General features: G+C 69.4%; 25 protein-coding genes and 1 tRNA gene. 8 read left to right on the forward strand and 18 right to left on the reverse strand.

Annotation, left to right across the window (positions count from 1 at the left end; genetic code table 11):
* Positions 1–40 precede the first annotated feature (40 nt).
* The 5 genes from EKE94_RS09255 to EKE94_RS09275 form a co-directional block, all read right to left on the reverse strand.
* Complete coding sequence (locus EKE94_RS09255; protein WP_127906349.1) at positions 41–982, reverse strand: alpha/beta fold hydrolase; 942 nt, start codon at positions 980–982, stop codon at positions 41–43.
* 153 nt (positions 983–1,135) lie between these two features.
* A complete protein-coding gene (locus EKE94_RS09260) occupies positions 1,136–1,321 on the reverse strand; it encodes a hypothetical protein (protein ID WP_127906350.1) in 186 nt (61 codons plus the stop codon).
* A gap of 51 nt (positions 1,322–1,372) precedes the next feature.
* A complete protein-coding gene (locus EKE94_RS09265) occupies positions 1,373–2,062 on the reverse strand; it encodes a lysozyme (protein WP_206615049.1) in 690 nt (229 codons plus the stop codon).
* 88 nt (positions 2,063–2,150) lie between these two features.
* Positions 2,151–2,468: a hypothetical protein gene (locus tag EKE94_RS09270; RefSeq protein ID WP_127906351.1), complete on the reverse strand. Its 318-nt coding sequence runs from the start codon at positions 2,466–2,468 to the stop codon at positions 2,151–2,153.
* A gap of 144 nt (positions 2,469–2,612) precedes the next feature.
* Positions 2,613–2,689: transfer RNA gene (locus tag EKE94_RS09275), tRNA-Arg, on the reverse strand.
* Between the two features lie 141 nt (positions 2,690–2,830).
* On the opposite strand from EKE94_RS09275, the gene EKE94_RS09280 reads away from it, so the two are divergent.
* The gene (locus EKE94_RS09280; RefSeq protein WP_127906352.1) at positions 2,831–3,352 is read left to right on the forward strand and encodes a superoxide dismutase family protein; all 522 of its coding nucleotides are present in this window, start codon (positions 2,831–2,833) and stop codon (positions 3,350–3,352) included.
* 176 nt (positions 3,353–3,528) lie between these two features.
* Here EKE94_RS09280 and EKE94_RS09285 read toward each other — a convergent pair whose 3' ends face one another.
* The 11 genes from EKE94_RS09285 to EKE94_RS09335 form a co-directional block, all read right to left on the reverse strand.
* Positions 3,529–4,353 carry a GNAT family N-acetyltransferase gene (locus tag EKE94_RS09285; protein ID WP_127906353.1) on the reverse strand — a complete coding sequence of 275 codons (825 nt, stop codon included), beginning with the start codon at positions 4,351–4,353 and terminating at the stop codon, positions 3,529–3,531.
* Positions 4,354–4,765: 412 nt separating this feature from the next.
* On the reverse strand, positions 4,766–6,004 hold the full coding sequence (locus EKE94_RS09290; protein WP_127906354.1) for an MFS transporter: 1,239 nt from the start codon (positions 6,002–6,004) through the stop codon (positions 4,766–4,768).
* Positions 6,001–6,255, reverse strand: coding sequence for a hypothetical protein (locus EKE94_RS09295; RefSeq protein ID WP_127906355.1), 255 nt, complete (start codon positions 6,253–6,255; stop codon positions 6,001–6,003). Before EKE94_RS09295 ends, EKE94_RS09290 begins: the two co-directional genes overlap by 4 nt.
* Positions 6,256–6,943: 688 nt before the next feature.
* Entirely contained in the window at positions 6,944–7,609 is a 666-nt protein-coding gene (locus EKE94_RS09300; RefSeq protein ID WP_127906868.1) for an aspartate/glutamate racemase family protein, read from the reverse strand.
* A complete protein-coding gene (locus tag EKE94_RS09305; protein WP_127906356.1) occupies positions 7,609–8,475 on the reverse strand; it encodes an ABC transporter permease in 867 nt (288 codons plus the stop codon). Before EKE94_RS09305 ends, EKE94_RS09300 begins: the two co-directional genes overlap by 1 nt.
* An 18-nt stretch (positions 8,476–8,493) precedes the next feature.
* Entirely contained in the window at positions 8,494–9,327 is an 834-nt protein-coding gene (locus EKE94_RS09310) for an ABC transporter permease (RefSeq protein WP_127906869.1), read from the reverse strand.
* Between the two features lie 107 nt (positions 9,328–9,434).
* The gene (locus EKE94_RS09315) at positions 9,435–10,682 is read right to left on the reverse strand and encodes an ABC transporter substrate-binding protein (RefSeq protein WP_127906357.1); all 1,248 of its coding nucleotides are present in this window, start codon (positions 10,680–10,682) and stop codon (positions 9,435–9,437) included.
* A gap of 60 nt (positions 10,683–10,742) precedes the next feature.
* Positions 10,743–11,735: an ABC transporter ATP-binding protein gene (locus EKE94_RS09320; RefSeq protein WP_127906358.1), complete on the reverse strand. Its 993-nt coding sequence runs from the start codon at positions 11,733–11,735 to the stop codon at positions 10,743–10,745.
* Positions 11,736–12,073: 338 nt separating this feature from the next.
* On the reverse strand, positions 12,074–13,612 hold the full coding sequence (locus EKE94_RS09325; protein WP_127906359.1) for a tripartite tricarboxylate transporter permease: 1,539 nt from the start codon (positions 13,610–13,612) through the stop codon (positions 12,074–12,076).
* 10 nt (positions 13,613–13,622) lie between these two features.
* Positions 13,623–14,057 carry a tripartite tricarboxylate transporter TctB family protein gene (locus tag EKE94_RS09330; RefSeq protein WP_328590481.1) on the reverse strand — a complete coding sequence of 145 codons (435 nt, stop codon included), beginning with the start codon at positions 14,055–14,057 and terminating at the stop codon, positions 13,623–13,625.
* Positions 14,058–14,136: 79 nt separating this feature from the next.
* Positions 14,137–15,126, reverse strand: coding sequence for a Bug family tripartite tricarboxylate transporter substrate binding protein (locus EKE94_RS09335; protein ID WP_127906360.1), 990 nt, complete (start codon positions 15,124–15,126; stop codon positions 14,137–14,139).
* Positions 15,127–15,280: 154 nt separating this feature from the next.
* Between EKE94_RS09335 and EKE94_RS09340 the strand changes: the two genes are divergently transcribed.
* From EKE94_RS09340 to EKE94_RS09355, 4 genes are all read left to right on the forward strand, one after another.
* Complete coding sequence (locus EKE94_RS09340; RefSeq protein ID WP_127906361.1) at positions 15,281–15,958, forward strand: response regulator; 678 nt, start codon at positions 15,281–15,283, stop codon at positions 15,956–15,958.
* Between the two features lie 175 nt (positions 15,959–16,133).
* On the forward strand, positions 16,134–17,699 hold the full coding sequence (locus EKE94_RS09345) for a sensor histidine kinase N-terminal domain-containing protein (RefSeq protein WP_235855965.1): 1,566 nt from the start codon (positions 16,134–16,136) through the stop codon (positions 17,697–17,699).
* Positions 17,696–18,805 (forward strand): ABC transporter substrate-binding protein, encoded by a 1,110-nt coding sequence (locus EKE94_RS09350; RefSeq protein ID WP_235855966.1) that lies wholly within the window; start codon positions 17,696–17,698, stop codon positions 18,803–18,805. Before EKE94_RS09345 ends, EKE94_RS09350 begins: the two co-directional genes overlap by 4 nt.
* A gap of 313 nt (positions 18,806–19,118) precedes the next feature.
* Positions 19,119–20,294 (forward strand): BaiN/RdsA family NAD(P)/FAD-dependent oxidoreductase, encoded by a 1,176-nt coding sequence (locus EKE94_RS09355; protein WP_127906363.1) that lies wholly within the window; start codon positions 19,119–19,121, stop codon positions 20,292–20,294.
* A gap of 635 nt (positions 20,295–20,929) precedes the next feature.
* Here EKE94_RS09355 and EKE94_RS09360 read toward each other — a convergent pair.
* Positions 20,930–22,003, reverse strand: coding sequence for a TAXI family TRAP transporter solute-binding subunit (locus EKE94_RS09360; protein ID WP_164870872.1), 1,074 nt, complete (start codon positions 22,001–22,003; stop codon positions 20,930–20,932).
* Positions 22,004–22,185: 182 nt separating this feature from the next.
* Between EKE94_RS09360 and EKE94_RS09365 the strand changes: the two genes are divergently transcribed.
* Genes EKE94_RS09365 through EKE94_RS09375 form a run of 3 tightly spaced genes read left to right on the forward strand, consistent with a single transcriptional unit; the run spans position 22,186 to position 25,235 of the window.
* Positions 22,186–22,746, forward strand: a complete 561-nt coding sequence (locus EKE94_RS09365; protein ID WP_164870873.1) for an ATP-dependent zinc protease family protein — start codon at positions 22,186–22,188, stop codon at positions 22,744–22,746.
* On the forward strand, positions 22,746–24,281 hold the full coding sequence (locus EKE94_RS09370) for a UUP1 family membrane protein (protein ID WP_127906366.1): 1,536 nt from the start codon (positions 22,746–22,748) through the stop codon (positions 24,279–24,281). The genes EKE94_RS09365 and EKE94_RS09370 overlap by 1 nt, the downstream gene beginning before the upstream one ends.
* Before the next feature lie 3 nt (positions 24,282–24,284).
* The gene (locus tag EKE94_RS09375; protein ID WP_127906367.1) at positions 24,285–25,235 is read left to right on the forward strand and encodes an alpha-L-glutamate ligase-like protein; all 951 of its coding nucleotides are present in this window, start codon (positions 24,285–24,287) and stop codon (positions 25,233–25,235) included.
* Between the two features lie 341 nt (positions 25,236–25,576).
* Here the strand turns inward: EKE94_RS09375 and EKE94_RS09380 are convergent, their stop codons facing one another.
* A complete protein-coding gene (locus tag EKE94_RS09380; RefSeq protein WP_164870874.1) occupies positions 25,577–26,395 on the reverse strand; it encodes a GNAT family N-acetyltransferase in 819 nt (272 codons plus the stop codon).
* Positions 26,396–26,502 lie beyond the last annotated feature (107 nt).

The following is a 26,502-nucleotide window of genomic DNA, read 5'->3' on the forward strand; positions in this document are numbered from 1 at the left end:
AACTCAATGAGTCCAGAGCCTAGATGGCGGCACTGGCTATCTAGGCGCGCCCATGTTGCCATGCCGTGATTTTCGATGCCAGCTCGATATCGGCGGCGGCAAAGTCGTCTTTGTTTTGTCTTGGAGCGGAAGAAGGCGCGGCGATCTTACCAGGAGTCGCGTTTAACTCATAGTGTGTCTGCATCAGGGCGTCCGCGTCAAAAACCTGCGACATCAGAATTGCTTTGATCCATGGCATGAATGCCTCCCTGGGGACGGATCCGCTGTGCCCAAGCTTGCCCCAATACCCGCTATTTAGAATGAAACTTCTATCTTTATCCGTCACCTTCAAGTTAGAAAGGAACGGAATGAGTTGAGTTACAAAGTGCTTGTGATCACCCGTACTTTGCAAGTAAATCACCGTATTCGGTATTCTTTGCGAGTACAAAGCACCGACATCCGTACAAATAGTGTTCGATAGCGCTTCAATACCTGACATGCTGGGCCATCCTTCTGCTAGGTAGCGGTCCACATGCCTTTTATAATATAGCGCGAGGCAAGTCTGGGGGCACGCGGCAACGCACACGCTGCCGGGGAAGTGCCAAGAGTAATAAAGCGATGCAAAACCGCCGCTTGATGCCCCCAAGAAAATTACCTTATCAACATCAAGAGCCTCAATGATATCTTCGAAGACTTGCTTCAGGATATCTTGTGTCTTAAAGCCCTCATGCCCAGCATACCATGACATGCTAAAGCTACCTTCAACAAGCATGGTGGGATCTGAAACTGAAACCTGATGAGCCAAGTTGCCGATTCCTGGAAGGAACGGCGCATAGGCAGGAATACGGCGTGTTGTACGATCTATTGCGCCATGGAATGAGAAAATTACAATGCGCGTTTTGCTGCCAGCACGTTTGAAGTTCACAGGGATTTTCCCACCCTGGACCTCAACATCAAACGCCCCACTTTCAGAAAGGCTGCTTGCTAGATCAGTTTTGCTCATATCTACAAACTCGCTTTTAAACTCTGCTCTTATTTTCGTAATTAGAATGCGAATACGAACACGTCGGTTCGGACGGCTTCGGGTAGGACTTAGCGGCCCGATGCCGAGTCGTATAGCCCTACCCGGTTAGCTCTACCTGCGTTCCTTGGTGACCTATCCGGCGATCGCCGCGCCGGCGGCCGTCAGCACCGCGGCGATCTCGGGCCCGATGATGTCGCCGGCGCCGGGCACGTAATGCTCGACGATCGTCACGCAGAGCGCGGTGACGAGGCCGCCGGCGCCGGCCGCGGTGACCTTGCGGGTCGGCCGCCGGGTGGCTTGGGTGATGAGCTTGGGCATGGGAATTGTCCTTTCGAGGTTGCGGCAGGCGACGCCCACCAGGGGATCTGGTCAGGCCGCCGCGGCCAGTTCTGCGCCGAGACGACCGTGGGCCTCGGCCAGCACCTCGCGGGCGGCTTCGGCATCGGCCAGGGCGCGGGCGGCGGCGAAAAGGTCGGGCATCGGCGGCAGCGCGTCGGGCAGCGGCTTCGCGCGCAGGCGCTCGAGGAGCTCGGCCCCGCGGATCGTCGCCATGATGCCGGCGAGCTTGCCCGCGCCGTTCGTGCGCCAGATCGCGATGCGGTCGCCGTTGGCGTCATAGTCGCCGGTCTCGAAGAGCCGCTTTTCGGCCGTGCGGCGATCGCGGATCTCGGGCGGGCGCAGCCAGCCGAAGAAGTGTTCGGCCGCGTCTGCGTCGCCGCGGTTGATCGCGGCGGTCAGATTGGCGCGATAGATCCCGCCGGTGTTCAGATCGAAGGACACGAGCGCGTCGTGTTGGTGCTGCGCCAGCGGGACGGTGATCGCTTCAGAGACCCGCGCGTCATAGCGCGCCACGTCGAGACGGAACTGGTCGAGGACCGTGTCGATGGCCGCGTCGAGGTCGTTCGGCATGGCCCGCGCCATCTTCGCAGGGTCCGGGTCCCCTGCCCCCTTGGTGTGGCCGATGCCCCAGGTCCCGACGCCGACGCTGTCGCGATAGGGCGCGGGCACGATGCCTTCGTGTTCGGCGATCTCGAGAAGACCGCGGTCGCTGAGCTGCATGGGGATGTCCTCCATAAGCAAAAGCCCCGCACGATCGGCGGGGCTTGGGGGTGGTGAAGCGGTGTCGGATGGGTGTTCGGCCGCCGCCCTAGGGCGTGGTGCCGATCAGGGTCGGGGCGGTCTCGGGGTCGATGGTGAAGCTGTAGGTGACGGGCCGCAGCGGCAGGATGCCGAAGGCCACCACCCGGCGGGTGTAGCTCACCGTGATCGGCGGCCCGGCGTCGAGGCAGGGCACCGCCCAGGCGCCCACCTCGTAGCGCACCAGGTCGTTGTCCTGCGGCTCGTAGGTGCCGGCCGCCCCGGGCGGGCTGATGCAGATCCGCCCGGCCTCGCGCCCGACGACACGCACCACGCCGTGCCAGCGCGCCTCGACCGCGCCGAAGGGCGTCTCGCGCACCACGGTCATGATCCAGGCACCGGCCTCGTCCCGGACCGGCCGACCTCAGAAAGGTCATCACCGGGGTGCAGATTCCCAACTCTCTGGAAATTCCCAACTAAGCGCCTCGCAAGGCCCTGATTTCAGGCGGCAAATAGGAACGCCTCGTTTGGGTGGCGACCCCGGTAGGACTTGAACCCACAACCTCGGACTTAGAAGGTCCTTGCTCTATCCAGTTGAGCTACGGGGCCGGCGCCCTTCTGGTAACGGCCTTCGGCGCGTCTGACCAGATCCCGCCCTGCGAAAACGTGATCGGTGCTGCCCGGACGCACGGAACGCGTCGCCCGGGGTCCTTGTTGACGGGGCAGTAGTCACCACGAAGGAGACACCCCATGACCATCCGCACCACCCTCGCGGGCCTCGCTCTTGCCCCGGCGCTCGCCCTGCCCCTGGCCCTGCCCGCGGCCGCGCAGGACATGAACACCGCCACGGCGGCGCTCATGAACACCGAGGGCGAAGAGATCGGCACCGCCACGCTGGAGGAAACCGCCAGCGGCCTCACCCATGTCACGATCGAGGCCGAAGGCATCTCGGAAGGCATCCACGGAGTGCATATCCACGAAACGGGCGATTGCGGCGACGGCGACTTTTCGGCTGCCGGCGGCCACCTGGCCGGCGACATGGAGCATGGCCTCGTCGAGGGCGGTCCGCACCCGGGCGACCTGCCCAACGCGCATGTCCAGTCGGACGGCGTGCTTGCGATGGAGGCATTCAAGTCGGATCTCGACTGGGACATGCTGATGGACGACGACGGCGCGGCCTTCGTCATCCACGCTGGCGCCGATGACTACGAAAGCCAGCCCTCGGGCGATGCGGGCGATCGCGTTGCCTGCGGCGTGTTCGAAGCCGGCTGAGGCACAGTTCCGGGCCAGGCTCGCATGCGAAAGGCCCGCGCGGATTGCGCGGGCCTTTCCGTTTGTGGCGGGGCAGGTGCGGTGCGGTGTGGCAGGGCGAGCAGGTGCGCGACCGGAAGGCCCTGCAGGTGGCGCCGCGCGCAGGGTTCGCGCTCCGCCCCACGACCGGCGGCGATCTACCCCAGCTCCAGTGTCGCGACACCGTATTCCATCCCCGTCCCGCGGGGCGGCGGCGGGCCGTTCCACATCCGCGCCGTCTCGAACACCGGGGCCAGCCCGAGGCTTCGTGCCAGTGCCGCGGCGTCCGGCTGGTCATCGGGGACGTCGATCATGATCCGGTCGCCCTGCGCCAGCGCCACGAGGTCGTGCAGCACCGCCCTTGCCGCCTCCGCAGACCTGGCCAGCAGCGGGCCGATCTTCCAGCCGACGTCGCAGGCGCGCAATACACCGACGGCCGCGGCCTCGGTCCCGTCGCGGATGAGATGAACGACATGTCCGTCCCGCGGCTGCATCCAGACCGAAAGGAAGCCGGGCCGGTCAAACCCCGTGGCCTGCCGGTCCAGCGCCCGTATCGCGGGAAGATCCGCCGCCACTATCGCCTCGCTGCGCCCCTCGTCGCCGCCCGAACGCGCCGGGGCGATGCCGGCGAAGCGCAGCGTGCGGTGGGTGGCGCGAAAGCCCTGCGCGGCATAGCGCCCCTGTTGCGCCACGACCCCGTCCAGCCCGACCGAGCGGCCCTGGGCCTGCGCCATCGCCGCGTCCCACAAGGGCCCTGCCAGCCCGCGCCCGCGCAGATCGGCGCGGCAGATGAAAAGGCCGAGAAAGGCGTGCCCGGGCCCGACCCCCACCAGCGAAATCGACGCCGCCGGGGCGCCTTCGTGATCGGCGATCAGAAACCCTTCGGGGTCGGCCGACAGGAACAGACGCGCGTCGTCGCGCCCGGGGTTCCAGCCCTCCTGACGCGCCCAGTCGAGCGTTGTGACGAGGTCTTTCTGGTGCATTCGGCGCGGTGTCATGGCGTAATCAAGGCTCCGGGGCGGTGCGGCGGCGACCCGTACGCCGGCAGGACGTCAAAAGGATCGCCCGGACAGGACAGGCCGGAAGGCTGTGCCGGGCAGGATACCACGCACCACGGGGTGGGCCAAAGGCCCGTTTCAGCCCGGTGCGCAGGGCCTGTCCTTCGCCCCCAGCGGCAAAGGTCGCCCCGGCCCAAACGATGGGGATCGAAGCTCCGCGCCCCGAGGAGGCGCAATGCCGGCATCGTAAGGGGACAGGCCAGGCCTGTACCGCCCGACCGTCGGCCCACCATCCGGCGCCGGATCCGCCGGGGCCTCAAGGGAAGGCCATCCGGCCCGCGCGCCCCGGGGCCGCAGGCTCTCTGGCCGCCAAGCCGCAGTGTGGCGCTGCATGCCGCTAGCGCGCTCCGCCAGCGAGCGCCGCCCCGGGTCGGGCTCTGAGCGCCAGCATGGCACAGGTGCCCAGGACCGGCCCCCGCACAAGGAACAGAAAGGCCCACTGCCACCCGCCGATCCATTCGGCAAAAAGCGGCAGCGCCCAGATCGACATGACGGTCAGCCCGTAGCCCACGCCCATTTGCAGCGCGAGCGCCGTCCCGACGAACGCGCTATCGGCCAGCTCGGTCACCGCGGCCGAGAACTGGGCGCTGTCGCCGATGACGGTGACGCCCCACAACAAAGCCAGCAGTGCCAGAGCCAGGGGCGGGCCGTCGAAGAACGCCCCGATCAGGACAGCGCAGGTGCCCGACACGATCATCATGCCCGCGCAGGTCAGGCAGCGGCCGATCCGGTCCGACAGCCACCCGCCGGAAAGGCATCCGATCACCCCCGAGGCGACGACCGCGAAACTGAGCATCGAGGGCGAGCCCATCGGGAAGGTCTGCACCCCGGCCTCGGTCACGGCCTCGGCGGCGGACGCGAAGGCGAGGATCCATGCCCACATGGCGTAAAGCTCCCACATGTGGCCAAAATACCCGAGATTTGCGAGCAGCAGCGGGCGGTCGGTCAGGACGGCAAGCGACTGGAGCGGGTTGAAGGTGGCCCGGCCGAAGGGCGCCGGCCCCTCTCGCGCGAAGGCCCCGAACACCAGCGCCCCGCCCAGCGCGGTGGCCGAGGTCGCCCAGACGACCGCGCGCCAGTCGACACCATCGGCCACCGCCCGCACGAGGTGGGGCATCGACGAGCCGAAGGTCAGCGCCCCGATCAGGAAGCCCAGCGCAAGGCCACGCCCCTTCACGAACCATGTCGCCATGAGCTTGAGCGCGGGGGGATAGACCCCCGCCATGGCGATGCCGGTCACGACGCGGGCGATCACCGCGCCCTCGGGGCCGACGAAAAGCAGCGCCGCGTTCGACAGCGCCGCCAGAAGCGCGGCCCCCGCCATCAGCCGATGCATGGGCAGGATATCGGGCAGGTTGACGAGCGAGGCCCCGACCGCGCCCGCGACGAACCCAAGCTGCACCGCGTTCGTCAGCCACGCCGCCTGCCCCGGTGTCAGCTGCCAGTCGCGGATCAGCTCGGGCACGATGGCCGTGGCCGAAAACCACGTCGCCAGCACCCCGACCACGCCAAGACAGAGGATCGCCAACATCCGCCAGCGCCCCCTGGCCTGCGGCATCGCCGGGGCATCGGTCATCTCAGAAATCCTTCAAGCGTCATCGTCCATCTGGTCTTCGGGCCCATGCCGCAGGCCGCCCCCGGGGCCTCGCCATCCGAGACCCTGAGGCCGCAGACCGATCTATCCGCGCCCAGCCCGACGATTTCAACACGGCCGGTGATCGTTTCGCCCAGACCGGCGGGCGTCCCGAAGCCAACCCCGGCCTGCAGGAACACGGCCCCCGGGCCCGTCGGACCCTCGGCCAGTCGGGCCCCGAGGGTTCTCGGCATCACGCCGCCCTGCCCGATCTGCCTGCCGAACGCGGTCTTTCCAGCCGGGGCCGGATCGCCCGGGACCGGCTTGCGGCCCCCCCCAATTGCGGTGATGGCATGGATGTCCTCCACCCGCGTCGTGCGGCCGCACCCGGCCGATTGGGTCCTGTTTCGGCATGCCGTTGAGGGTAGCCGGCCATCTGCCGTGACGCTTGCGATCTCGCCCCCCTGTCAGGCTTACGTCGGGCGGCGGCGGCGGGTCCAGCGACCTTTGACCGGGCCGGGGCATGCCCACCCCGGGCGCATCCGTCAGGCTATGGCTCGGCATCGTCGGCTCCAAGGTGCAGGGCGTCGCGGCGCCACCTCATAGGACCGGCCCGGAAGACGGGGCCGCACCTCTTCGATCGCCCTCCTGCTTCGTCAGGGCAGCGGGCCGCCCCCCGGGCAAAGGCTCGCCTTCTCTGGCGTCGTCACCGCGATGACCGTGCAGCAATCATGTAGGCACAGCCGCGACATGCGGCGGGCGGCACGGGCCTGGCCGACAGCGCGCGCCATCGAAAGTTTCAGCGGCCCGCGCTTGGGATCGGGATGCAAGGGACCGGGCGTCGCGGCGCAACCATCGTCGCCCCGGGGGCGATGTGGTCGGTTCGCCGGTATTGCAGACGTCAGGGGCGGGGCTGGCACGCCTCCTGACTTCTGCGGGCGATCACGCCAGCCGCAGGGTCCGGTGCCCCAGCCGGGCCAGCCCTTCGGCCAGCACCACGGCGGCGGCGACACCGTCGATCACCGGGCGCCCCAGCTCGCGGCTCAGGTCCCCCGCCAATGCCGCCATTCCGCCGCAGCCCAGCACCAGCGCCGCGCCGGGATGGTCGCGGGCCGCGCGGCGGACAGCCTCGGCCACCGGGTCCTCGGCGCCCGCGGCATGTCCCCCGATCTCCAGCACCGGCACCCCCGCCGCCCGCACGCCCGCGCAACGGGCGATCAGGCCGGTGCGGCGTAGGTTGGCCTCAAGCACCGGGACCGAGATCGCGGCCGAGGTGACGACGCAGAAGCTGTCGGCCAGCTGCGTCGCCAAAAGGCACGCCGCCTCGCCGATGCCCACCACGGGCGCGCGCACCAGCGCCCGCGCGGCGTCGAGCGCGGTGTCGTCGAAGCAGGCGATGACATGCGCGTCGGCCTGTGTTCCGGCAATACGGTCCAGCAGGAAGGGGGTCGCGTGGGCGCCATCGAGCGGCCCCTCGATCGAAGCGGGCGCGCCGGTGGCGGTGGTGGCGACGATCTCGGTCCCCGGCGCGGCGGCGGCGCGCGCGGCGGTGGCGATGGTCGCGGTCATCGCTTCGGTCCCGTTGGGGTTGGCGACGTGGATCCGCATCACCCCGCGCTCCGCCTGCGGCGCAGCACGAAGGCGCATGTCAGCAGCACCCCCACAAGCAGCAGCGACGCGCCCGTGGTGAGGGTCGCCAGCGCATAGATCTCGGGCGTGGTGACGGTGGTGGTGAGCGCGGCCAGCTGCATCGGCAGCGTGTTGGTCGATCCCATCACCTGGCTCGACCGCGCCAGTTCGTCCCACGACAGGGTGAAGCCGAAGACAGCGACCCCGATCAGGAAGGGCGCGATGATCGGCAGCGTGACATGGACGAAGGTCTGCCAGCGGCTTGCGCCGAGGTCGCGCGCGGCCTCTTCGTAGGACGGGTCGAACCGGTTGAAGACCGCGAACATGATCAGCAGGCCAAAGGGCAGCGTCCATGTCAGGTGCGCGCCGAGGCCCGAGGTGAAGGTGCCCAGAAGCGTGACGAAGTTGCGCTGCGCCCAGTCGCCGCCGAGGCTTTGGACCAGCCCGTCGAAAAGCCGGAACTCAAGCCCGATGCCCAGCGACACGACGATGGACGGCACGATCAGCGACGCGATCGCGATGTAGAGCAGGACCATCGCCCCCGGGAAGCGACGGCGGAACGCCAGCCCCGCCATGACCGAGATCACGACCGTCAACACCATCACGACCAGCGCCAGCCGGAACGACCTCCAGAACGCACCCGAGATGTCGACCGAGCCTTCGTTCGACCACAACACCGCGAACCAGTGCAGCGACACGCCGCGCATGGGGAAGACGAGCCCCCCGTCCGGCCCCTGGAAGGACAGCGCGACGATGGCGACCATCGGCCCCCAGAGGAACGCCACGAAGAGCGCGAAGACCGCGGCCAGCGCATAGAAGGATCGGGGGCGGGGTCCGTCTTTCATCCCGGGGCTCCTGTCACGTCAAAGCTCCTTGCGGATGTCGACCATGCGCAGCAGCGCGGATATGGCCAGCATCACGGCGATCAGCAAAAGCACCGCGTTGGCTGCGGCCAGCGGGAATTGCAGGTACTGGATTTCGGTCTGGATCGTCTTGCCGACGCTGGCGATCTGCTGGCCGCCCATGATGCCGATGGTCAGGAAATCGCCCATCACGATGGTCACCACGAAGATCGACCCGATCAGGATGCCGGGCCGGGCCAGCGGGATCACCACGTTGGTCAGCGTCTGCCGCCCCGAGGCGCCGGAATCGCGCGCCGCCTCGATCAGCGCGGGGTCGATCCGCATCATCGAGTTGAAGATCGGCACCACCATGAACAGCGTGTAAAGGTGGACGAGGGCCAGGATCACCGAGAAATCGGAATAAAGCAGCCATTCCAGCGGCTGGTCCGTCACCCCCATGCCCATCAGCGCCTGGTTGACCAGCCCGTTGCGCCCCAGGAGCGGGATCCACGCGATCATGCGGATCACGATCGAGGTCCAGAAGGGGATCGTGCAGATCAGGAAGCACGTCACCTGCATCGGCAGGCTGCGCACGTGGAAGGCCAGGAAATAGGCGACCGAGAACCCGATCACCAGCGTCACCGCCCAGACGAGGAAGCAGAACTTCAACGTCGAGAGATAGGTCTTGAGCGTCGTGCAGAGATAGGGAAGCCCGTCGATGCAGCCGTCGAAGAGGTCGGCGTAGTTTCGCAGGATGAAGGCGGGTTCGATCGAATACTGCGTGAACTCCCAGAAGCTGACGACCAGCGTCACCGCCAGCGGCAACAGGAAGAACAGCGCGAAGACCAGCCACATCGGCAGGGCCAGGAGCAGGCCTTCGCCCGCCCCCTGCCCCCGCCTGAGCCCGAGGCGCGGGATCGCGCGGCGGATGCTCCGCCGCGCGCCGGTGTCGATCGTGTCGGTCACGCCGCGATGAACTCGTTCCACTTGCGGACCATGTACTGGTTTTCGTCCATGACGGCGTTCCAGCACGCGACCGCGCCCATGCGGTCCTCGTAAGAGCCGCCGTCGCGGGTGGCGCCGGCCTCTTCCAGCAGGTCGCCCGAGGGGGACATGATGTCCTGCTCGGCGGCCGCGCCTTCGTACCAGTAGGCCCATTCGTAGGGCTCCATGTACTCCTTGGCGGTGTCGAGCACGGCGGGATAGTAGCCCTGCTTGGACAGGTGCGCGCCCGCCCAGCCCGACAGGAACCAGTTGATGAACTCGTAGGCCGCGTCCTCTTTCCGGCCGTCCAGCGTGCGCGGCAGACCGAAGCCGCTGGCCCAGGCGCGGTAGCCTTCCTTCAGCGGCTGGTACTTGCAGGCGATGCCCTGGGTGCGCACGGCGGTGACGGCGGGCGACCACATCGACTGGATCACGACCTCTCCGCTGGCCATCAGGTTCACGCTTTCGTTGAAGTTCGACCAGAAGGCGCGGAACTGGCCCGCGCGCTTGGCCTCGATCAGCTTGGCGATGGTAAAGTCGATCTCTTCGCGGGTCATGTTGCCCTTGTCGCCATAGGTGATCTCGCCCATCGCCTCGATCGCCATGGCCGCGTCCATGATTCCGATGGACGGGATGTTCAGGATCGCCGCCTTGCTGGCGAATTTCGGGTCGAGCAGCGCCGCCCAGGAATTCACCTCGCCGTCGATCAGGTCGGGGCGGATGCCCAGCGTGTCGGCGTTGTAGGTTGTGGGGATCAGGGTGATGAACTCGGTCGGCTCGGACGAGAACGCCTTGCCGTCCGCCGCGTCGAGATAGAGCACCTCGAAGGGCGCGGTGCCGTCGGAGCCGACCGCCTTGCCGCCCACGGTGCCTTCGCGGATCACGCTGGCGATCTGGTCCGCGCGGTCGATGCGCGTCGCGTCCATGCCCTTGAGGTTGCCCGAGGGCACGAGGTTCGGCAGCGCGAAGTACTCGGTATCGACCAGGTCGAAGGAATTCGGCTGCGTGATCACCCGGCGGGCCACGTCGTCGGTGGTGACGGCGATATACTCGATGTTGATGCCCAGATCCTCGCTCGCCTTCTTGGCGATGCCGGGGGACTGGTTCACCGCGGTCGACAGGTAGCGCAGCGTCACCGCCTCCTGCGCGTGGACGTAGGGCGCGGCCAGCGTGCTGGCACCGAGCGCCGAGGCGCCTTTCAGAAAAGTACGGCGGGTCGTGGTCATCTGGGGGTCCCTCCTTGGTGGCTTGGACGTTTCTTCTTGGTTTCTCTGATCGGCCGGGCGTCAGACCTCGGCCGCGACATGGTGCAGATCCTCCGGCGCCCAGTGCAGGGCGACCGCGTCGCCCGGGGCGAAGGGATCGGCGAAATAGGTCCGTTCGGGCAGGATCGCGGCCATGTCCTCGCCCGTCTCGGTGGCCAGCGCGACATGCACCTGCGGGCCCTGGTATTCGACATCGCGCACCGTGGCGCGGCGGTGGGCGTCGGCGTCCCCGCGGCTAAGCCGGATCGCGTCGGACCGCAGGGTGACGGTGCGCCCGCCCTGGGTCATCACGTTGTGACCGCCCATGAACTGCGCGACGAAGGCGGTCGCGGGGCGGTTGAAGATCTCGCGCGGGGGGCCGGCCTGCACGATGCGGCCGTCCTTCATCACCACCGCCAGATCGGCCAGTGCCATCGCCTCTTCCTGGCTGTGGGTGACGTGGATGAAGACGATGCCCAATTCGCGCTGGATGCGCCGCAGCTCGGCCCGCATCCGCCCCCGCAGGAAGGGGTCGAGCGCCGACAGCGGCTCATCCAGCAGCAGAACGCTGGGCCGGGTCATCAGGGCGCGCGCCAGCGCCACGCGCTGCTGCTGTCCGCCCGACAGCTGCGCGGGCACCCGCGCCGCGTAGTCGGCCATCGACACGAGATCCAGCATCTCCATCGCGCGGCGGCGCCGCTCGGCCTTGGGCACGCCCTGCATCTTCAGCGAAAAGGCGACGTTGTCGAGCGTGTCGAGATGCGGAAACAGCGCGTAGCTTTGGAACATCATCGCCGTGCCGCGGCGGGCGGGCGGGTCGTCGTTGACCCGCCGGTGGGCGATCAGGATGTCGCCGTCCGACACCGCCTCGTGCCCCGCGATCATCCGCAGGGTCGAACTCTTGCCGCAGCCCGACGGCCCCAGGAGGCAGCAGTACTGGCCGCCACGGATCCTCAGGTCGATGCTGTCGACGGCCCGGGTGGTCCCGTAAAGCTTGCTGACGGACACCAGCTCGACATCGTTTTCCTTGGCCATGATCCCCCGGTTCGCCCTGTCCAGTTCGCGGTTGCCTCCCGACCATCGGACAGAGCGGCGGGGATGCCGCGGAAAAAGCCGCCCTCCCGCGGCCCAAGACACGGGGTGCCGCAGGATTGCCGTCTCTGACCGGGCGTCGCCCATTTCTTGGGCGGACTCCGGCCGGTGCGGGACCGCTCTGCCCCGCATGCAACCGCCGGGCGGTGTCGCGCGGCGGGCGGCGTCCCCTTCCGGGCGAAGGGCCCGGGCTGCCATGCGAAAACGGCGGCCCCGGGTGCGGGACCGCCGTTCCTCTTCTCCGCGACCTGCCCTGCCCGCCCGTAGGACGGGACGGGGCGTCAGTCGCCGATGCGTTCTTCCTCGGCCTCGCGGATGCGGCGCTTGACCCGCTTGCCCATGAAGATGGGCGCGACGAAGCCGAAGATCGCGATGGCCCAGAGCGCCAGCGCCAGCCAGCTGTCGAAAAGCGTGCTCCACTCACCGTTCGAGATCGTCATCGCGCGGCGCAGGTTCACCTCCATCTCGTTGCCCAGAAGTATGCCGAGGATGATCGGCACCAGCGGCACCTCGAACTTGCGCAGGATCCAGCCCAGGATACCGAAGCCCACCATCATCGACAGCTCGAAAGTCGACCCGGTGATCGAGTAGATCCCGATGAAGGCCACCATCGCCACGATCGGCATCAGGATGTGCGTCGGGATCAGCAGGACCCGGGTGAACAGCCCCACCATCGGAATGTTCAGCGCCAGCAGCATGAAGTTGGCGATGAAGAGCGCCGCGATAAGGCCCCAGACGACGTCGGGGTTCTCCTGGAACAGCATCGGCCCGGGCTGGATGTTCAGCGTCAGCAGCACCGCCAGCAGCACGGCCGTGGTCCCCGATCCCGGCACGCCCAGCGCCAGCATCGGCACCAGCGCGCCGCCCGACGCCGCGTTGTTGCCCGCCTCGGGCGCCGCGACGCCGCGCGGATCACCCTTGCCGAAGCTGCGCCCGGTGGGATCGACGACCTGCTTTTCCACCGAGTAGGCCAGGAACGACCCCAGCGATGCCCCCGCGCCGGGCAGCACGCCCGACAGGAACCCCAGGCCGGTCGAGCGGAGCATCGTCGGCGTGCAGCGGCGCAGCATCGACCAAGGCGCGGTCAGCCGGCCGATGGTCACGGTTTCGCGCGGCGCCTCGGCACCCCGCGGGTCGCGGTGTTCGAGAAAGACGAACACCTCGGAGAGGGCGAACAGCCCGACGATGGCGATCAGAAAGTCGATGCCGTCGTAAAGATGCACCTCGCCGAAGGTGAAGCGCTGCACCCCGGTCTGGGTGTCGACGCCGATCATCGCGATGCCGATGCCCAGCGCTGCGGCAAAGGCCGACTTGGCCTGGTTAGTGGCGGCGATCCCGCCCAGCGTGGCGAAGGCCAGAGTGTAGAGCACGAAGTACTCCGCCGGCTTGAAGAGCAGCGCGATCTTCACCAGCTGCGGGGCAAGGAAGACCAAGCCCCATGTGGCGAAGAACGCGCCCACGAAGGACGCGATCCCCGACAGGGCCAGCGCCTCGCCCGCGCGGCCGGCCTTGGCCATGGGATAGCCGTCGAGACAGGTCATCATCGCCGGCTCGTCACCGGGGATGTTCAGCAGGATGGACGAGATCCGACCGCCGTACATCGCCCCGTAATAGACCGAGGTCAGCAGGATCAGCGCGGCGGTCGCGTCCAGTTTCATGGTGAAGGCCAGCGGGATCAGGATCGCCACGCCGTTCGCGGGGCCAAGCCCCGGAAGCGCGCCCATCATGGTGCCCAGAAAGCAGCCCGCAAGCGCCAGCAGCAGGTTCTGCCACGTCAGGGCGACGGCGAAACCGTCGTAGAGGGAAAGGAATGTGTCCATAGGATGCGCCTCAGAAACCGAAGCGGCCGTCGGCCAGCGACAGGCCGAAGATCAGCTCGAACAGAATGAAAAGCCCCACCGAGGTTCCTACGCCGTTGAGCAGCGCCGTGACCGGCCGCGCCCCCAGCCGCCACGTCAGGTAGGCGGTGGCGAGCACGGTGGAGATGACGAAGCCCAGGACCGGCAGAACCTGCGCGTAAAGGAACATCACTAGAAGGGCGAAGCCGATCTCGGCCAACCGGTTCAGGCTGGGCCAGCGAGGGTCGGGGTCGGGCTTGAGCACGAAGTAGAGGGAGGCCAGCGCCAAGATGGCGGCGATCAGCATCGGGAATGTCGAGGGGCCGATCGCGTCCTGCGCGAAGCTCTCCGGAATGATGGTCGCGGCCCAGATGTAGAACGCCGCGAGGGCGAGCCCCACCAGGCCGAGCACGCGGTCGCTCATCATGGCGACGTCCTCCGGTCTGAATGTCGAAAAGACCCCGCCCGGGGCGCCCGGGCGGGGAGGAAGGCGTGGCGCGTGGCCGTTACTGGATCAGGCCGATCTCGCGCGAGATCTCCTCGATCTCGCTGACCGAACCGGCGACGAACTCTTCGAACTCGTCCCCTTGCAGGTCGAGATCGGCGAGACCGTTGTTCTCCATCACGGTCTTCCACGCGTCGCTGGCATAAAGCGCGCCAAGCTCGCCGACCCACCAGTCATAGGCCTCGTCGCTCATGTCGCCCGGGGCGTAGAAGCCGCGCCAGTTCGCGCCGACGACGTCCAGCCCCTGTTCCCGCGCGGTCGGGAACTCGGCGAAATCGCCTTCCAGCCGCTCGGGCGCGAGCACGGCGAGCACCCGCAGGTCGCCCGATTCGACAAAGCCCATCGCCTCGGACAGATCGCCCGTGTAGGCCTGAAGCGAGCCGGCCAGAAGCTGGCTGATCGCCTCGCCGCCGCCGGCAAAGGCGATGTACTTGATCGCGCGCAGATCCTCGACGCCCGCTTCCTGCGCGGCCATCAGCACCTTCAGGTGGTCCCAGCCACCGATGGCCGAGCCGCCGCCGATCGACACCTGGCGCGGGTCCTCGGCCAGCACGTCCATCAGGTCGGTCAGCGTTTCGAAGTCGGAATCGGGCCGCACGCCGATCACGCCGTAGTCGGCACCGATGGTGCCCAGCCAGCGGACCTGGTCCATGGTGTTGCCCGGATAGGCGCCCTGCGCCAGCCGCGTGGCCGTCGCGGTCGAGGCGGCGACAATCAGGTCGTCCTCGTCCCCGCGCTTGTTCACGACCTCGGCGAACGCCACGCCCCCGCCGCCGCCCGACAGGTTCTGCACCCGCATCGTGCCGTCGATCATGCCGCCTTCGCGCAGCACCCGCGCGACCTGACGGCAGGTGAAATCCCAGCCGCCGCCGGCCGCCGCGGGGGCGATGCACTCGGGCTGGTCGGGCGTGAATTCCTGCGCCGTGGCGCCCAGCGGCAGCCCCGCCAGAACCGCCAGCGCAAATCCTCCGGTCACGATCTTCTTGATCATGTCACTCTCCTCCACTTGAACTTGTCCGGGCCCGCAGGTCCCGATGGTTCGCGGACCATAGCCGTTAAGCCTGTCATCAAGCTGTCACGCGCGACCGGGGCGCTTTCCCCGCGGCGTCCGGGGGCCTAGACTGCCGCATCGGGGAGGAACCTTCATGCGCGTGCTTCTGGTCGAGGACACGACCGACGTGGCCGAGACGGTGGCGGCCTATCTCGTGCGCGAAGGGATGGCCTGCGACGTGGCCGGCACCGAGGCCGACGCCGCGGCTTATCTCGACGTGCAGTCCTACGACCTCGTGATCCTCGACATCCAGTTGCCCGACGGCGACGGGCGTGCGCTGCTGCGCGATCTGCGGCGGCGGCGCGACGGGACGCCCGTGCTGATGCTGTCGGCGAATTTCTCGGTGGAATCGCGGGTGGGGTCGCTGGACGAGGGGGCCGACGACTACCTCGTCAAACCCTTCGACCTGCGCGAACTCAGCGCCCGCATCCGCGCCCTCAGCCGGCGGCGGTTCGACCGCTCGGTGCCCGAGATCGTTGTGGGTGACATCGTGCTCGACCCCTCGGCGCAGACGGTGCGGCGGGCGGGCACGCTGCTGCCGGTGACCCGCCGGGAACTGGCGCTGCTGGTTCTGCTGATGAGCAACGCGGGCAGGATCGTGTCGAAGGGCCGGCTGTTCGAAGGGCTCTTTTCCTTCGACAACGCCGATGTCGGGCTGAACGCGATCGAACTTTACGTGGCCCGCCTGCGGAAGAAGCTGGCGCCCTCGCAGGTGCGCATCCGCACCCACCGGGGGCTGGGCTATTCGATCGAGGCGGCCGCCGATGAGTGACGGGCGCCTCAGTCCTGACCCCGGTCCTAGTCCTCGCACTGGTCCTGGCCCCGGCACTGATCCTGGCCCCGGCCCGGGACCTGCCTCCAGCGCTCCGCCCGACCCGGCCGTCCCGCGCGGGCCGGTCGCGGCCGGCGCCACACCCCCCGGCACCACGCTGTCGCTGAAATCCCGGGTGGCGGTCGCGGTGGCGGCGGTCGTGCTGGTGGGGGGCGCGGTGGTGCTGGCCACCGCGCTGGCCTACGGGCGCCATGCCGCGCGCGAAGCCTATGACAGGCTGCTCGTCGGTGCGGCAAGCGACATTGCCGAGTCGATCACCATCCGCGACGGCACGCCCGAGGTCGACATGCCCGTTTCGGCCTTCGAGCTTCTGTCGCTGGCGCGCAAGGACCGCATCGCCTACCGGGTGATCGACCGGGCCGGGCGGACGCTGACCGGCGATGCCGCCGCCCCCGCGCCCGAAACGCTGCGCGACCTCAGCCTCTATTCCGGGGCCTTCGGCGACGAACCGGCCCGCTATGCCGCCGTGGTGCGCCGCTTTGCCGAACGCGGCTACTCGGGACCGGTGCAGATCATCGTCGGTCACACCCTGCGCGCCCGGCAGGAGCTTGCCCGCGACATCGCGCAGAACGCGCTGGCGGTGCTGGGGGCGGCGGGCGCGGCGATCGCGCTCTTCGCAAGCCTCGCCGTCGCCTCGGCGATGCGGCCGCTCACGGATATCGGCGCGGCGCTGGCGCGGCGCGATCCCACCGACCTGACACCGCTGCGCGCGCCCGCACCGCGTGAAATCGCAGCGCTGCGCGATGCGCTCAACGCCTTCATGGCGCGGCTCGACCGGCAGCTGCGCGCCAACCGCGACCTGATCAGCAACGCCGCGCACCAGCTGCGCACCCCGCTGGCCGCGATCCGAGTGCAGCTTGAAGCCGCCGCCGACGACCCCGACCCCGCCCGGAAGGAGGCGCTGCTGACCCGGGTGCACGAACGCTCGCGCGCCTATGGGCGGCTGCTGGACCAGCTTCTCAGCCAGGGGATGGTGCTGCACCGCGCCGACGCCATCGCAAAAGAGCGGATGGACCTGCGCGACGCCGCGCTCGAAATCTACGAGCAAAGCGATATCGAGGTCTTTGCCACGGGTCTGCGGCTCAGGCTCGACCTGCCCGACGACCCCGTGACGGTCGAGGGCGACCTGCTGTCGCTGACCGAGGCAGGGAAGAACCTGCTGACCAACGCGCTGCGACACGGCACGCCGCCGATCGCGCTGGGGGTCGCGCGCACGGGGGGCGAGGCACGGCTGTGGGTGCGCGACGCGGGCCCCGGCCCGGCCCCCGGCGTGCTAAAGCGCATCGGCGACCGGTTCGCCCGCGACGGCCTATCGCGGGACGGCGGCGCACCGGGCGGAGTGCCCCATACCAGTAGCTCCGCCGCCGGAAGGTCCGAGGGCAGTGGATCCATGGCCAGCGATGCCGTTGAGCCAAAGGTAGGTGGCTCCACGGACAGAGTTTCCCCGACTGCAGCCTCACCAGACGGCGCTTGCCCCGCCGACGCACCCCCCTGCGGGGCGACCCCGGGCGGAGCCCCCCGCGGCGGGGGGGCACCACAGACAACGGGGGCGGCAATGGGGGGCGGGCTTGGGCTTTCCATCGCGCAGACGGTGGCCGACAATCACGGCGGGCGGCTGTCCCATGGCACCGATGCGGCGGGGTTTGAAATCGCCATGATCCTGCCGGTGGCCCCGGCATGACCGGCCTGCGCATCCTGCGGGCGATGGGGATGGCCTTGCTGGCCGCCCTCGCGGTCCCGCTCGCGCCCGTCCGGCCCGTCGCCGCGCAAGAGCTGGCGCAGCGGCTGGGTCCGCCGGACGCCACGCGCAGCGTCACGCTGCGCAGCACCACCGACCTGGACGTGCTGCGCCCGGTGCTCTCGGCCTTTCTTGCTGACCGGCCGCAGGTGGCGGTGCGCTACGAACAATGGCTGTCGAACGGGCTTTACGCCCGTGCCACCGCCGACTGCCTGCAACGTCGTGCCGGCGCCGACCTCGTCATCAGCTCGGCCGTGCACCACATGGTCGACCTCGTGAACCGCGGCTGTGCGGCACGCCATGTCTCGTCCGGCACCGCCGCCCTGCCCCCGGCGCTGAACTGGCGCGACGAGCTTTGGGGCGTGACGCAGGAACCGGCGGTGATGGTCTATAACCGCGACCTTGTGCCCGAGGCCGACGTGCCACGGTCGCGCTTCGACCTTCTGGACCTGCTGCGCTCGCCCGACAGCCGCTACGCGGGTCGTGTCGCCACCTATGATATCGAGGCGTCGGGCCTGGGATACCTCTTCGCCTACGCGGATTCGCTCGAAGCCACGACCTTCGGCGGGCTGATGGAGGCCTTCGGCCGCACCGACACCGTCGCCACCTGCTGTTCGGCCCAGATCATGAGCGGGATCGTCAGTGGGCGCTACCTGATCGCCTACAACATCATCGGCTCCTACGCGATGGAGCGGGCGCGCGACGACCCGCGGCTGGGGATCGTGGCGCCCGACGACTATACCCTGATGCTGTCGCGCGGCGCGATGATCCCGCGCGAAGCGCCGGACCGCGACCTTGCCGGTGAGCTGGTCGACTTCCTGCTGTCGGTCGAGGGGCGCGCCGCGCTCAAGGACGCCGCGTTGCTGACCGACCTCGACGAGCTGACGCGCACCGGCGCGGCCACGGCTGGTCAGGGCGCGTCGCTGCTGCGTCCGGTCGAGCTGTCGCCAAAGCTTCTGGTGGCCTCGGACCGGCACAAGCGGATGCTGTTCCTCAGCCGCTGGCGCGACGCCTTTCCCACCGTCGAACCCGTCGCCCCCGCCCCCTGACTTCGGCGCTTCGTCTGGGCGGATGGCATGGGCGCGTCGGCATGGCGGCGGCGGGCACGCAATCCGCGCCCGGCCCAACGGGTCGGCGAGAGGGGCAGGATCGGACAGGGTGCCCGGTCGAACCGCCCCGCCCGGGGACGCGCACGGCCCTCGCGAGTCCGCGCCGATGATCACCGCCCCTTTCCCGCGCGAGGTCGCGCAACGCCCCCGGCCCCATTCACCACCGCGCGGGCGGCAAGCCGGTGTGGCGACTGCCCCGGCCGATCTGCGGGGACGGCTTTCGCCGCGCCTCCGGCCCGCATAGAAGGCCGGGATGGAGTATGATGCGATCATTCTGGGCGCCGGCGGCGCCGGTCTGCAGGCGGCCTTTACCGCCGGGAAGGCGGGGGCACGGGTGCTGGTGCTGGATCACGCCGAGAAGGCAGGCAAGAAAATCCTGATCTCGGGCGGCGGGCGGTGCAATTTCACCAATACCGGGACCGAGCCCGGCTGCTACATCTCGCAGAACCCGCATTTCGCGAAATCGGCGCTCAGCCGTTACACGCCTTGGGATTTCCTAGCCCTCGTCGAAAAGCACGGCATCGCGTGGCACGAAAAGACGCTGGGGCAGCTTTTCTGCGACGGCTCCGCGCGGCAGATCGTGGCGATGCTCTTGGACGAATGCGCCCGCGGCGGGGTCGAGATCCGGCTGGGCACGGAGCTGGGCGAGATCGGCCATGCCGATGGCCGGTTCCGCGTCGCGGGGCACAGCGCGCCGCAGCTGGTGATCGCCACCGGCGGGCCGTCGATCCCGAAGATGGGTGCCACGGGTATCGCCTACGACATCGCCCGGCAGTTCGGGATGAAGATCGTGCCCCCCCGCCCCGCCCTGGTCCCGCTGACGCTGGGCGAGGACGCCGCCGCGTTTCGGGCTATCTCGGGCGTGGCCTGCCCGGTCTCGGCGCAGGCGGGCGCATCCGGCCCCGCGTTTTCCGAGGCCGCGCTTTTCACGCACAAGGGGCTTTCGGGGCCAGCCATCCTGCAGGCCTCGTCCTACTGGAGCCCCGGCGACGCGGTGACCCTGTCGCTGGCCGCCGACGCGGGCGACAGGCTGCGCGACGCGCGGCGCCGGATGCCGCGGTCGCATCTGCGCGCGGCTTTGGCCGAGTTCCTGCCCAATCGGCTGGCCGAGGTTCTGGCCCAGCGCATCGCCCTGCCGCGCGAACTGGGCAACACCCCGGATGCCGAGCTGGACCGCGCCGCGGGAATGCTGACGGCGCTGACCTTCCACCCCACCGGAACCGAAGGCTATGCCAAGGCCGAGGTCACGGCGGGCGGCATCGAGACGGACGGCCTGTCGTCGCGCACGATGGAGGCGCGTGCCGTCCCCGGGCTTTACGCCATCGGCGAGGCGGTGGATGTCACGGGCTGGCTGGGCGGGTACAACTTCCAATGGGCCTGGGCCTCGGGCGCCGCCGCGGGCACCGCCATCGCGGCCCGCATGGGCTGACCCGCAGGGGCTGCCATTGCAGGTCCCGCCAATGCCGTCGTCCCGCCGGCTTTGGCCGGACCCGCCATTGCCTCTCGAGCCCTGCTCGCCCCTGCGTCATCGGACAGAGGAGCGCCCCTTCCGCCATCACCCTGACCGAGCACCACGCACCCCGCTGCCTGCCGCTTGGGGGGATGGTGACGGCCATGGCGAACCGGCTTATCCAGCGCGGCTGAGCCGCGGACGCGGACCAGAAGGTGCAGGCCATGCTCCCCGTCCAACATCGGACGCTGTCTCGCGCCCCGTCTGAGAAAGCGGGCTCCGGGCTAGGACGTTGCCCCTTCCGCCGTCACCCAAACCAAACACCACGCACCCCGCCGCCTGCCGCTTGGGGGCCAGTGGCAGCCATGGCGAACCGACCTATCCGGCGCGGCTGATCCGCGGGCGCCGTGCCTGACGTGCCGGTCCGGCTGGTCCGTCCTGCGTCCGGTTCCGTCTCGCACGCGGTCTGGCCCCCAGTCGTCGGGCCACGGTCATCGGGCCCCGCTCATCAGTCCATGGGGCGGCCCAATCGGTTGTCGTCCTGCCCGCACGGCTCGCGGTCCGCGCCCCGCAGCCCGGGACAGGGGACGGCGGTGCGCGGCGGAGGGGGGGCGTCACTCAGCCTGCAGGACAGCGGTAAAGCCCGTGACCTCGTAATAAAGCGCCGCGGCCCCGTGCAGCGGAATGCCCTCGGGCGGGGTGGCCATGGCTTCGGGCGTCAACCCGGCCAGGCTGGGGCCGCTGGCGCGCAAGAGGTCGAGATCCTTCATGACGCGCGACAGCAGAGCCTCGACCCGGGCCGTCGGCGCATCGGCGGTGGTGACCAGAAGGACGGGCATGCCCAGCGTCGGCACGTCTGACGTCACCGTCTCGTAGGTGCCGGAGGGGATCGTGGCGGGACGATAGGGACCATCCGCGGGCACCAGCGCCGCGACCTCGTCCCGCGAAATCGGCAGGACCGCCAGGGGACACCGCGACAGCGCGTCGTCGATCACGCCGGAGGGCGAGGAGAAGACGAACCCCGCGGCCGCGATCCGCCCGTCGCACAGCGCGGCGATGCGCGGCACCCCGTCAGCGGGTCCCCCCTGCGCCGAGGCATCGGCATCCCCCGCCGCGGCGGCGCTCTGCTCGGCCTCACCCACGGCTTTGTCCCCGTCCCCCGTTGGGTGCTCGCCCCCGGTCCCGGCATCGCCCGCGGGGTCGGGCACCCCCTCCACCGCCCACCCTCCGTAGGAAAGCACCTGCTGCATCGTCGCGCGGTGGCCCGAGCCCTCGGGCCCTAGGCTGACCTTGCGGCCGGCAAGATCAGCCAGCGCGGCGATGCCGCCGTCCCGCCGGGTCAGGATCGTCAGCATCTCGGTCTGCAACGTCATCACGCCACGCAGGTCGGCAGGGCCTTCGGCCTCCGCCTCGTCCAGCGCGGCGCGCGCGACGTCACCCTGCACCAGCGCGAACCCGGCCTCGCCCCGGCGCAGGGCGACAAGGTTCTCGGCCGACCCCGCCGTGGGCAGGTTGCGGCAGGGCGGCGCGCCGTCGGCATAGCGGTTGGCCAGCGCGCATATCGCGCCGCCTAGGGCGTAGTAATTGCCGTCGGGCGCGCCGGTGGCGATGCGATAGCCCTCTTCGGCCACGGCGGCCCCCACGGGCAGAGCGGCCGCGCAAATCGTCGCGGCAACACCCCGCCTCATCCCTACACGTGGCCTCACCATTTCTTGATCTCCGTCGATACGGGCTATCTGGCGCCCCGAACCTAGCCCCGGGAACCCCGGGCGCAACGCCCGCCCTCATGGCCCCTCCGGCCCGGGGGGGCGCCGTGCGCCCGCCTGCGTGCATGCGCGCGCCCCGGCCAGAGAACAGGACAAGGACACGCGTGACCAAGCCTCACCCTCTCCTCCGCCTTCGCCAGCTGTCGATGGCGCTGCCCGCCGTTCTGGTCGTGGCCCTGGCCGCCGCCCTGCCCGTCGCCGTGGCCCCGGGGCCGGTGGCGGCGCAGGACAACGCGCTGCACATCATCGGCGCCTATACCGACGTGGAAATCACCGCCGGTGGCCACGATTTCCAGCTTTTCGCCAAGATCGACACCGGCGCCGACAGCAGTTCGATCGACGCGCGCGACATCGAGACCTTCGAGAGGGACGACGACGACTGGGTGCGGTTCCGCGTGCCGCTGGGCGAAGGCGACGAGATGGTCGAGATCGAGACGCCCGTGATCGACACCGTCGGCATCGTCGGCGAAGAGGATGACCGCCCCGTCGTCGAGATGGAGCTTTGCGTGGGCGAGGTCCTGATGACCGCCGACGTCAACCTGGCCGACCGGTCCGAGCTGGACTACCGGATGATCCTCGGGCGCGAATACCTCGCTCGGGGGGGGTTCCTCGTCCATGTCGCGCAGCGGGGGCAGCTTCGCCCCGCCTGCGAGGACGACGACTGATGCTGCGACTCCTCTGCGCCGCCCTGATCCTGTGCGGGGCGGGCCTGTTCGCCTACCGCGCGCTCGTGCTGGAATTCCCGTTGCAGCCCAACCAGAACTCTCCCATCTGGTCGCTGGAGATCCGCGCCGACATCCCCGCCACGCCCGACGGCGCGCGGGTGTCGATGTTCGTGCCGCCCGAGTTCGGCCGCTACCAGCCGCTGCACGAACAGTTCCTGTCTGACCGCATGTCCCTGACGATCCGCACCGCCGACGACGGCAGCCGCCGCGCCGTCTGGACCGCGGCCCAGCTGAACTCCGGCACCAGCGTCTACTATCGCGGCACCTTCTTCCAGAAACCGGTGCTGAGCGAAACGCGCCCGCAGACCCGGGCCCCGGCCGAGCTGCCCAGCGACTTCGACTTCGTCTCGCCCCGGTCGATGGCCGAACGCACGCTGGCCAACCGCATGATGGCCGAACTGGACCGCCAGGCCTATGACGACGACACGCTGACCTCGCTTCTGATCGACCGGCTGCGCGACGGTACAGACGACCTGGCGCGGCAGCCGATGGACGGCCGCGTCGGCACCACGCCCGTGGCCGAAACCGCGGCCTACGTCCTGAACCAGCAGGGGCGGGCCGCGCGCGCGGTCCACGGCATCCCGCTTGAGGAGACGGGCCAGACCTCGCGCCCGATCTCGTGGCTGGAACGCTGGGACGGCGAGGGGTGGCGCAGCTATGCCATCGACACCTCGGACCCGTTCAACCCCGAGAACCGGCTGACGCTGTGGCGCGGCGACGCTGACCTGGCCGAGGCCGAGGGGACCCGGATCGAAGATGTGCGCATCGCGCTCGACCGGCGCGAAGTCGGCTCGGTCGAGGCGCTGTCGCAGCGGCAGGACGATCCGAACCGCCCGCTGGTCCTGGCCACCCTGCTGGATCTGCCGGTCAACACGCAGCTGGTCCTGCAGACGCTTCTGGTGATCCCGATCGGCGTGCTTGTTCTGGTCTTCATGCGGCAGTTCGTGGGCATCCCGACCTTCGGCACCTTCATGCCGGTGCTGATCGCGTTGTCCTTCCGCTCGACCAGCCTGGTCACCGGGCTTCTGATCCTCGCCGCGGTGCTTCTGGTGGGGATGTCGTTCCGGATGTTCTTTTCCCGCCTCAACCTGCTGCTCGTCCCGCGGCTGGCGGCGATGCTGACGGTGATCGTCATGGCGATGATCGGCCTCAGCGTGCTCGCCGACAGCTTTGCCCTGGGCACCGGCCTGTCGGTCACGCTGTTTCCCATCGTGATCCTGACCATGACCATCGAACGCCTGTCGGTGACGTGGGAGGAAAACGGCCCCGTGGACGCCAGCAAGGAATTCGCGGGCTCGGTCGTGGTGGCCGTCGCGGCCTACGCGGTGATGGGGCTCGAAGAGGTGCAGCACCTGTTCTTCATGTTCCCCGAGCTTCTGCTGGTGGTTCTGGCCGTGATGCTGGCGATGGGTCGCTATTCCGGCTTCCGCCTGTCGGAACTGCGCCGCTTCCACGAATTGTCGGGACGGAGCTAGGCCATGCTGACGACACCATGGGCGCTGAAGCGCCGCGGCGTTCTGGGGATCAACGCGCGCAACACCCGCTATGTCGCCGACGGCAACCCGCGCCACCTGATGCCGCAGGTCAACAACAAGATCGCGACCAAGCGGCTGGCCGCGAAGGCCGGTGTGCCCACGCCCGAGCTTTACGGCGTGATCGAGATCCAGGCGCAGGTGCGCCGGCTCGACCGGATGCTGGAGGGGCGCGAGGATTTCGTGATCAAGCCCGCCTGTGGCGCGCAGGGCGACGGCATCCTGGTGATCTCGGGACGCAACAAGAAGGGCCGCAGGCTGGCCGGCGGCGGGGTGATCGGCGAACCGCAGCTGGCGCACTTCATCTCGAACGTGCTGTCGGGGATGTACAGCCTGAACGGCCTGCAGGATCAGGCCATGCTGGAGGAGAAGGTCGACTTCGCCGACGTCTTCGAAGGCCTGGCCGAGGCGGGCGTGCCCGACGTGCGCATCATCGTCTATCGCGGCGTGCCCGCGATGGCGATGGCGCGGATCCCGACAAGGGAATCGGGCGGCAAGGCGAACCTGCACAAGGGCGGCATCGGGCTTGGCATCGCGATGGACAGCGGTCGGACCACCCGCGGCGTCTATCACAACCGCATCATCGACGAGCATCCCGAGTCCGGCCAGCCGCTTTCGGGCATCCAGTTGCCCGACTGGCACAAGATCGTCGAGATGTCGGCACGCTGCTACGACCCCACGGGGCTGGATTACCTGGGCGTCGACATCGTCTTCGACGAAGAGAGGGGGCCGCTGCTTCTGGAACTCAACGCCCGTCCCGGCCTTGCCGTGCAGCTGTCGAACGGCGAAGGGCTCGACACCCGCCTGCGCCGCATCGCGGCCTGGGTCGATGAGCGTCCGCGCGACACCGAAGAGCGCATCGCCTTCGGCATGACGCTGAGCGCCCCGGTGCCCTGACACTCACCGCCCGGAACGGGGCGCGGGCGGCCGGTCCGCGCCCTTTTCCAGCCCTTTCCCGCCCCGTATCCTTTCCCGCCCCGCACCCTTCTGCGGGCCTGCCCTGCCCCGGCGATGCGGGCCGTTGCGTCCCGCCCCCACGGTCGTTCTGTCCGGAAGCGACGAAATATCCCGGCACGCATGGGCACGCCCGGCCGGCTGAGCAGGCATCGGCCGGAGGCAAGCCCGAATGCCCCGGCGACGCATCCCCCCGGGCCGAAGCCTCGCGATCCGGCCCCCATACGGCACGTATCGCGGAACCGGATGACAGGCCCCCTGGAGCGGCGCCTTGCGCGGCGGACCTAGCCCAGCGCCTGCGAGACCAGCGCATAGGCGCGCAGCCCGGGCGAAGACAGGGCAGACGGCTCGTCCGCCGGAAGCGGCGCCCGGGCCATCGCGATGCCGGTCCCGTCCGCGGGATGTAGGCCCAGCGTCGTGGCGTGCGCGACAAGCGCCTCGGCCTGCGGCAGCGGCATGTCGATGCGCAGATCCGCGCCCGCGCGGCGCCGCGCGGCCTCGGACAGCAGCGCCCGGGCGGCCGCGTCGCTGCGGGCCAGCAGCGGGCCCACGACGTACCCCGTCCCGAACCGGCGCAGAAGCGCGATGCCGCCCTCGGTCTCAAGCAGGGTGCCCCGCGCCGCGATCCCGGCCAGAAGGTCGGCGCGCGACAGGCCCGTTGCGGCCCGGTCCGCCGCCGCAAGCGCCGCGACCTTTGCCGACCCCGCCGCGACGACGGGACGCTCCGGCGTGGCCGCGCGGGCCGTCCCCGAGCATTTCAGGATGCGCCCGGTTTCGACGAACCCGAACCGGCGGTAAAGCGGCAGCCCCATCTCGGTCGCCACAAGCCGGCAGCTACGGCCCTCCGCCAGCTTAAGCAGGGCCGCCATCAGGCGCCGACCCAGCCCCGCGCCACGCAGCCCCGTCTCGACGATGATCATGTTGAGCGCGGCCACCGGTCCGAGATGCGCGCAAAGACCGGTGCCGACGACCTGCCCGTCCTGCATCGCCGCGACCCCGCGCGACACCGACAGCGTCAGCGCCCAGTCGGCCTCGCGGTGGGGCCAGCCCGCGGCCTGCGACAGGCGCTGCGCCCCCGGCAGATGCGCGGCGGTGAAGGGCACGAGTTCAACCCTCGCCACGTCGGGCGGGGCCGCCCGGGGATGCGTCGCGTCGCCCCGCGCGGGGCCGGGGTGGGTCGCGCCGGGTTGCTGCGGGTCCGAAGACGGCA

Origin of the sequence: Mesobaculum littorinae, from assembly GCF_004011175.1 — a bacterium.
GTDB classification, from domain to species: Bacteria; Pseudomonadota; Alphaproteobacteria; order Rhodobacterales; family Rhodobacteraceae; genus Tranquillimonas; species Tranquillimonas littorinae.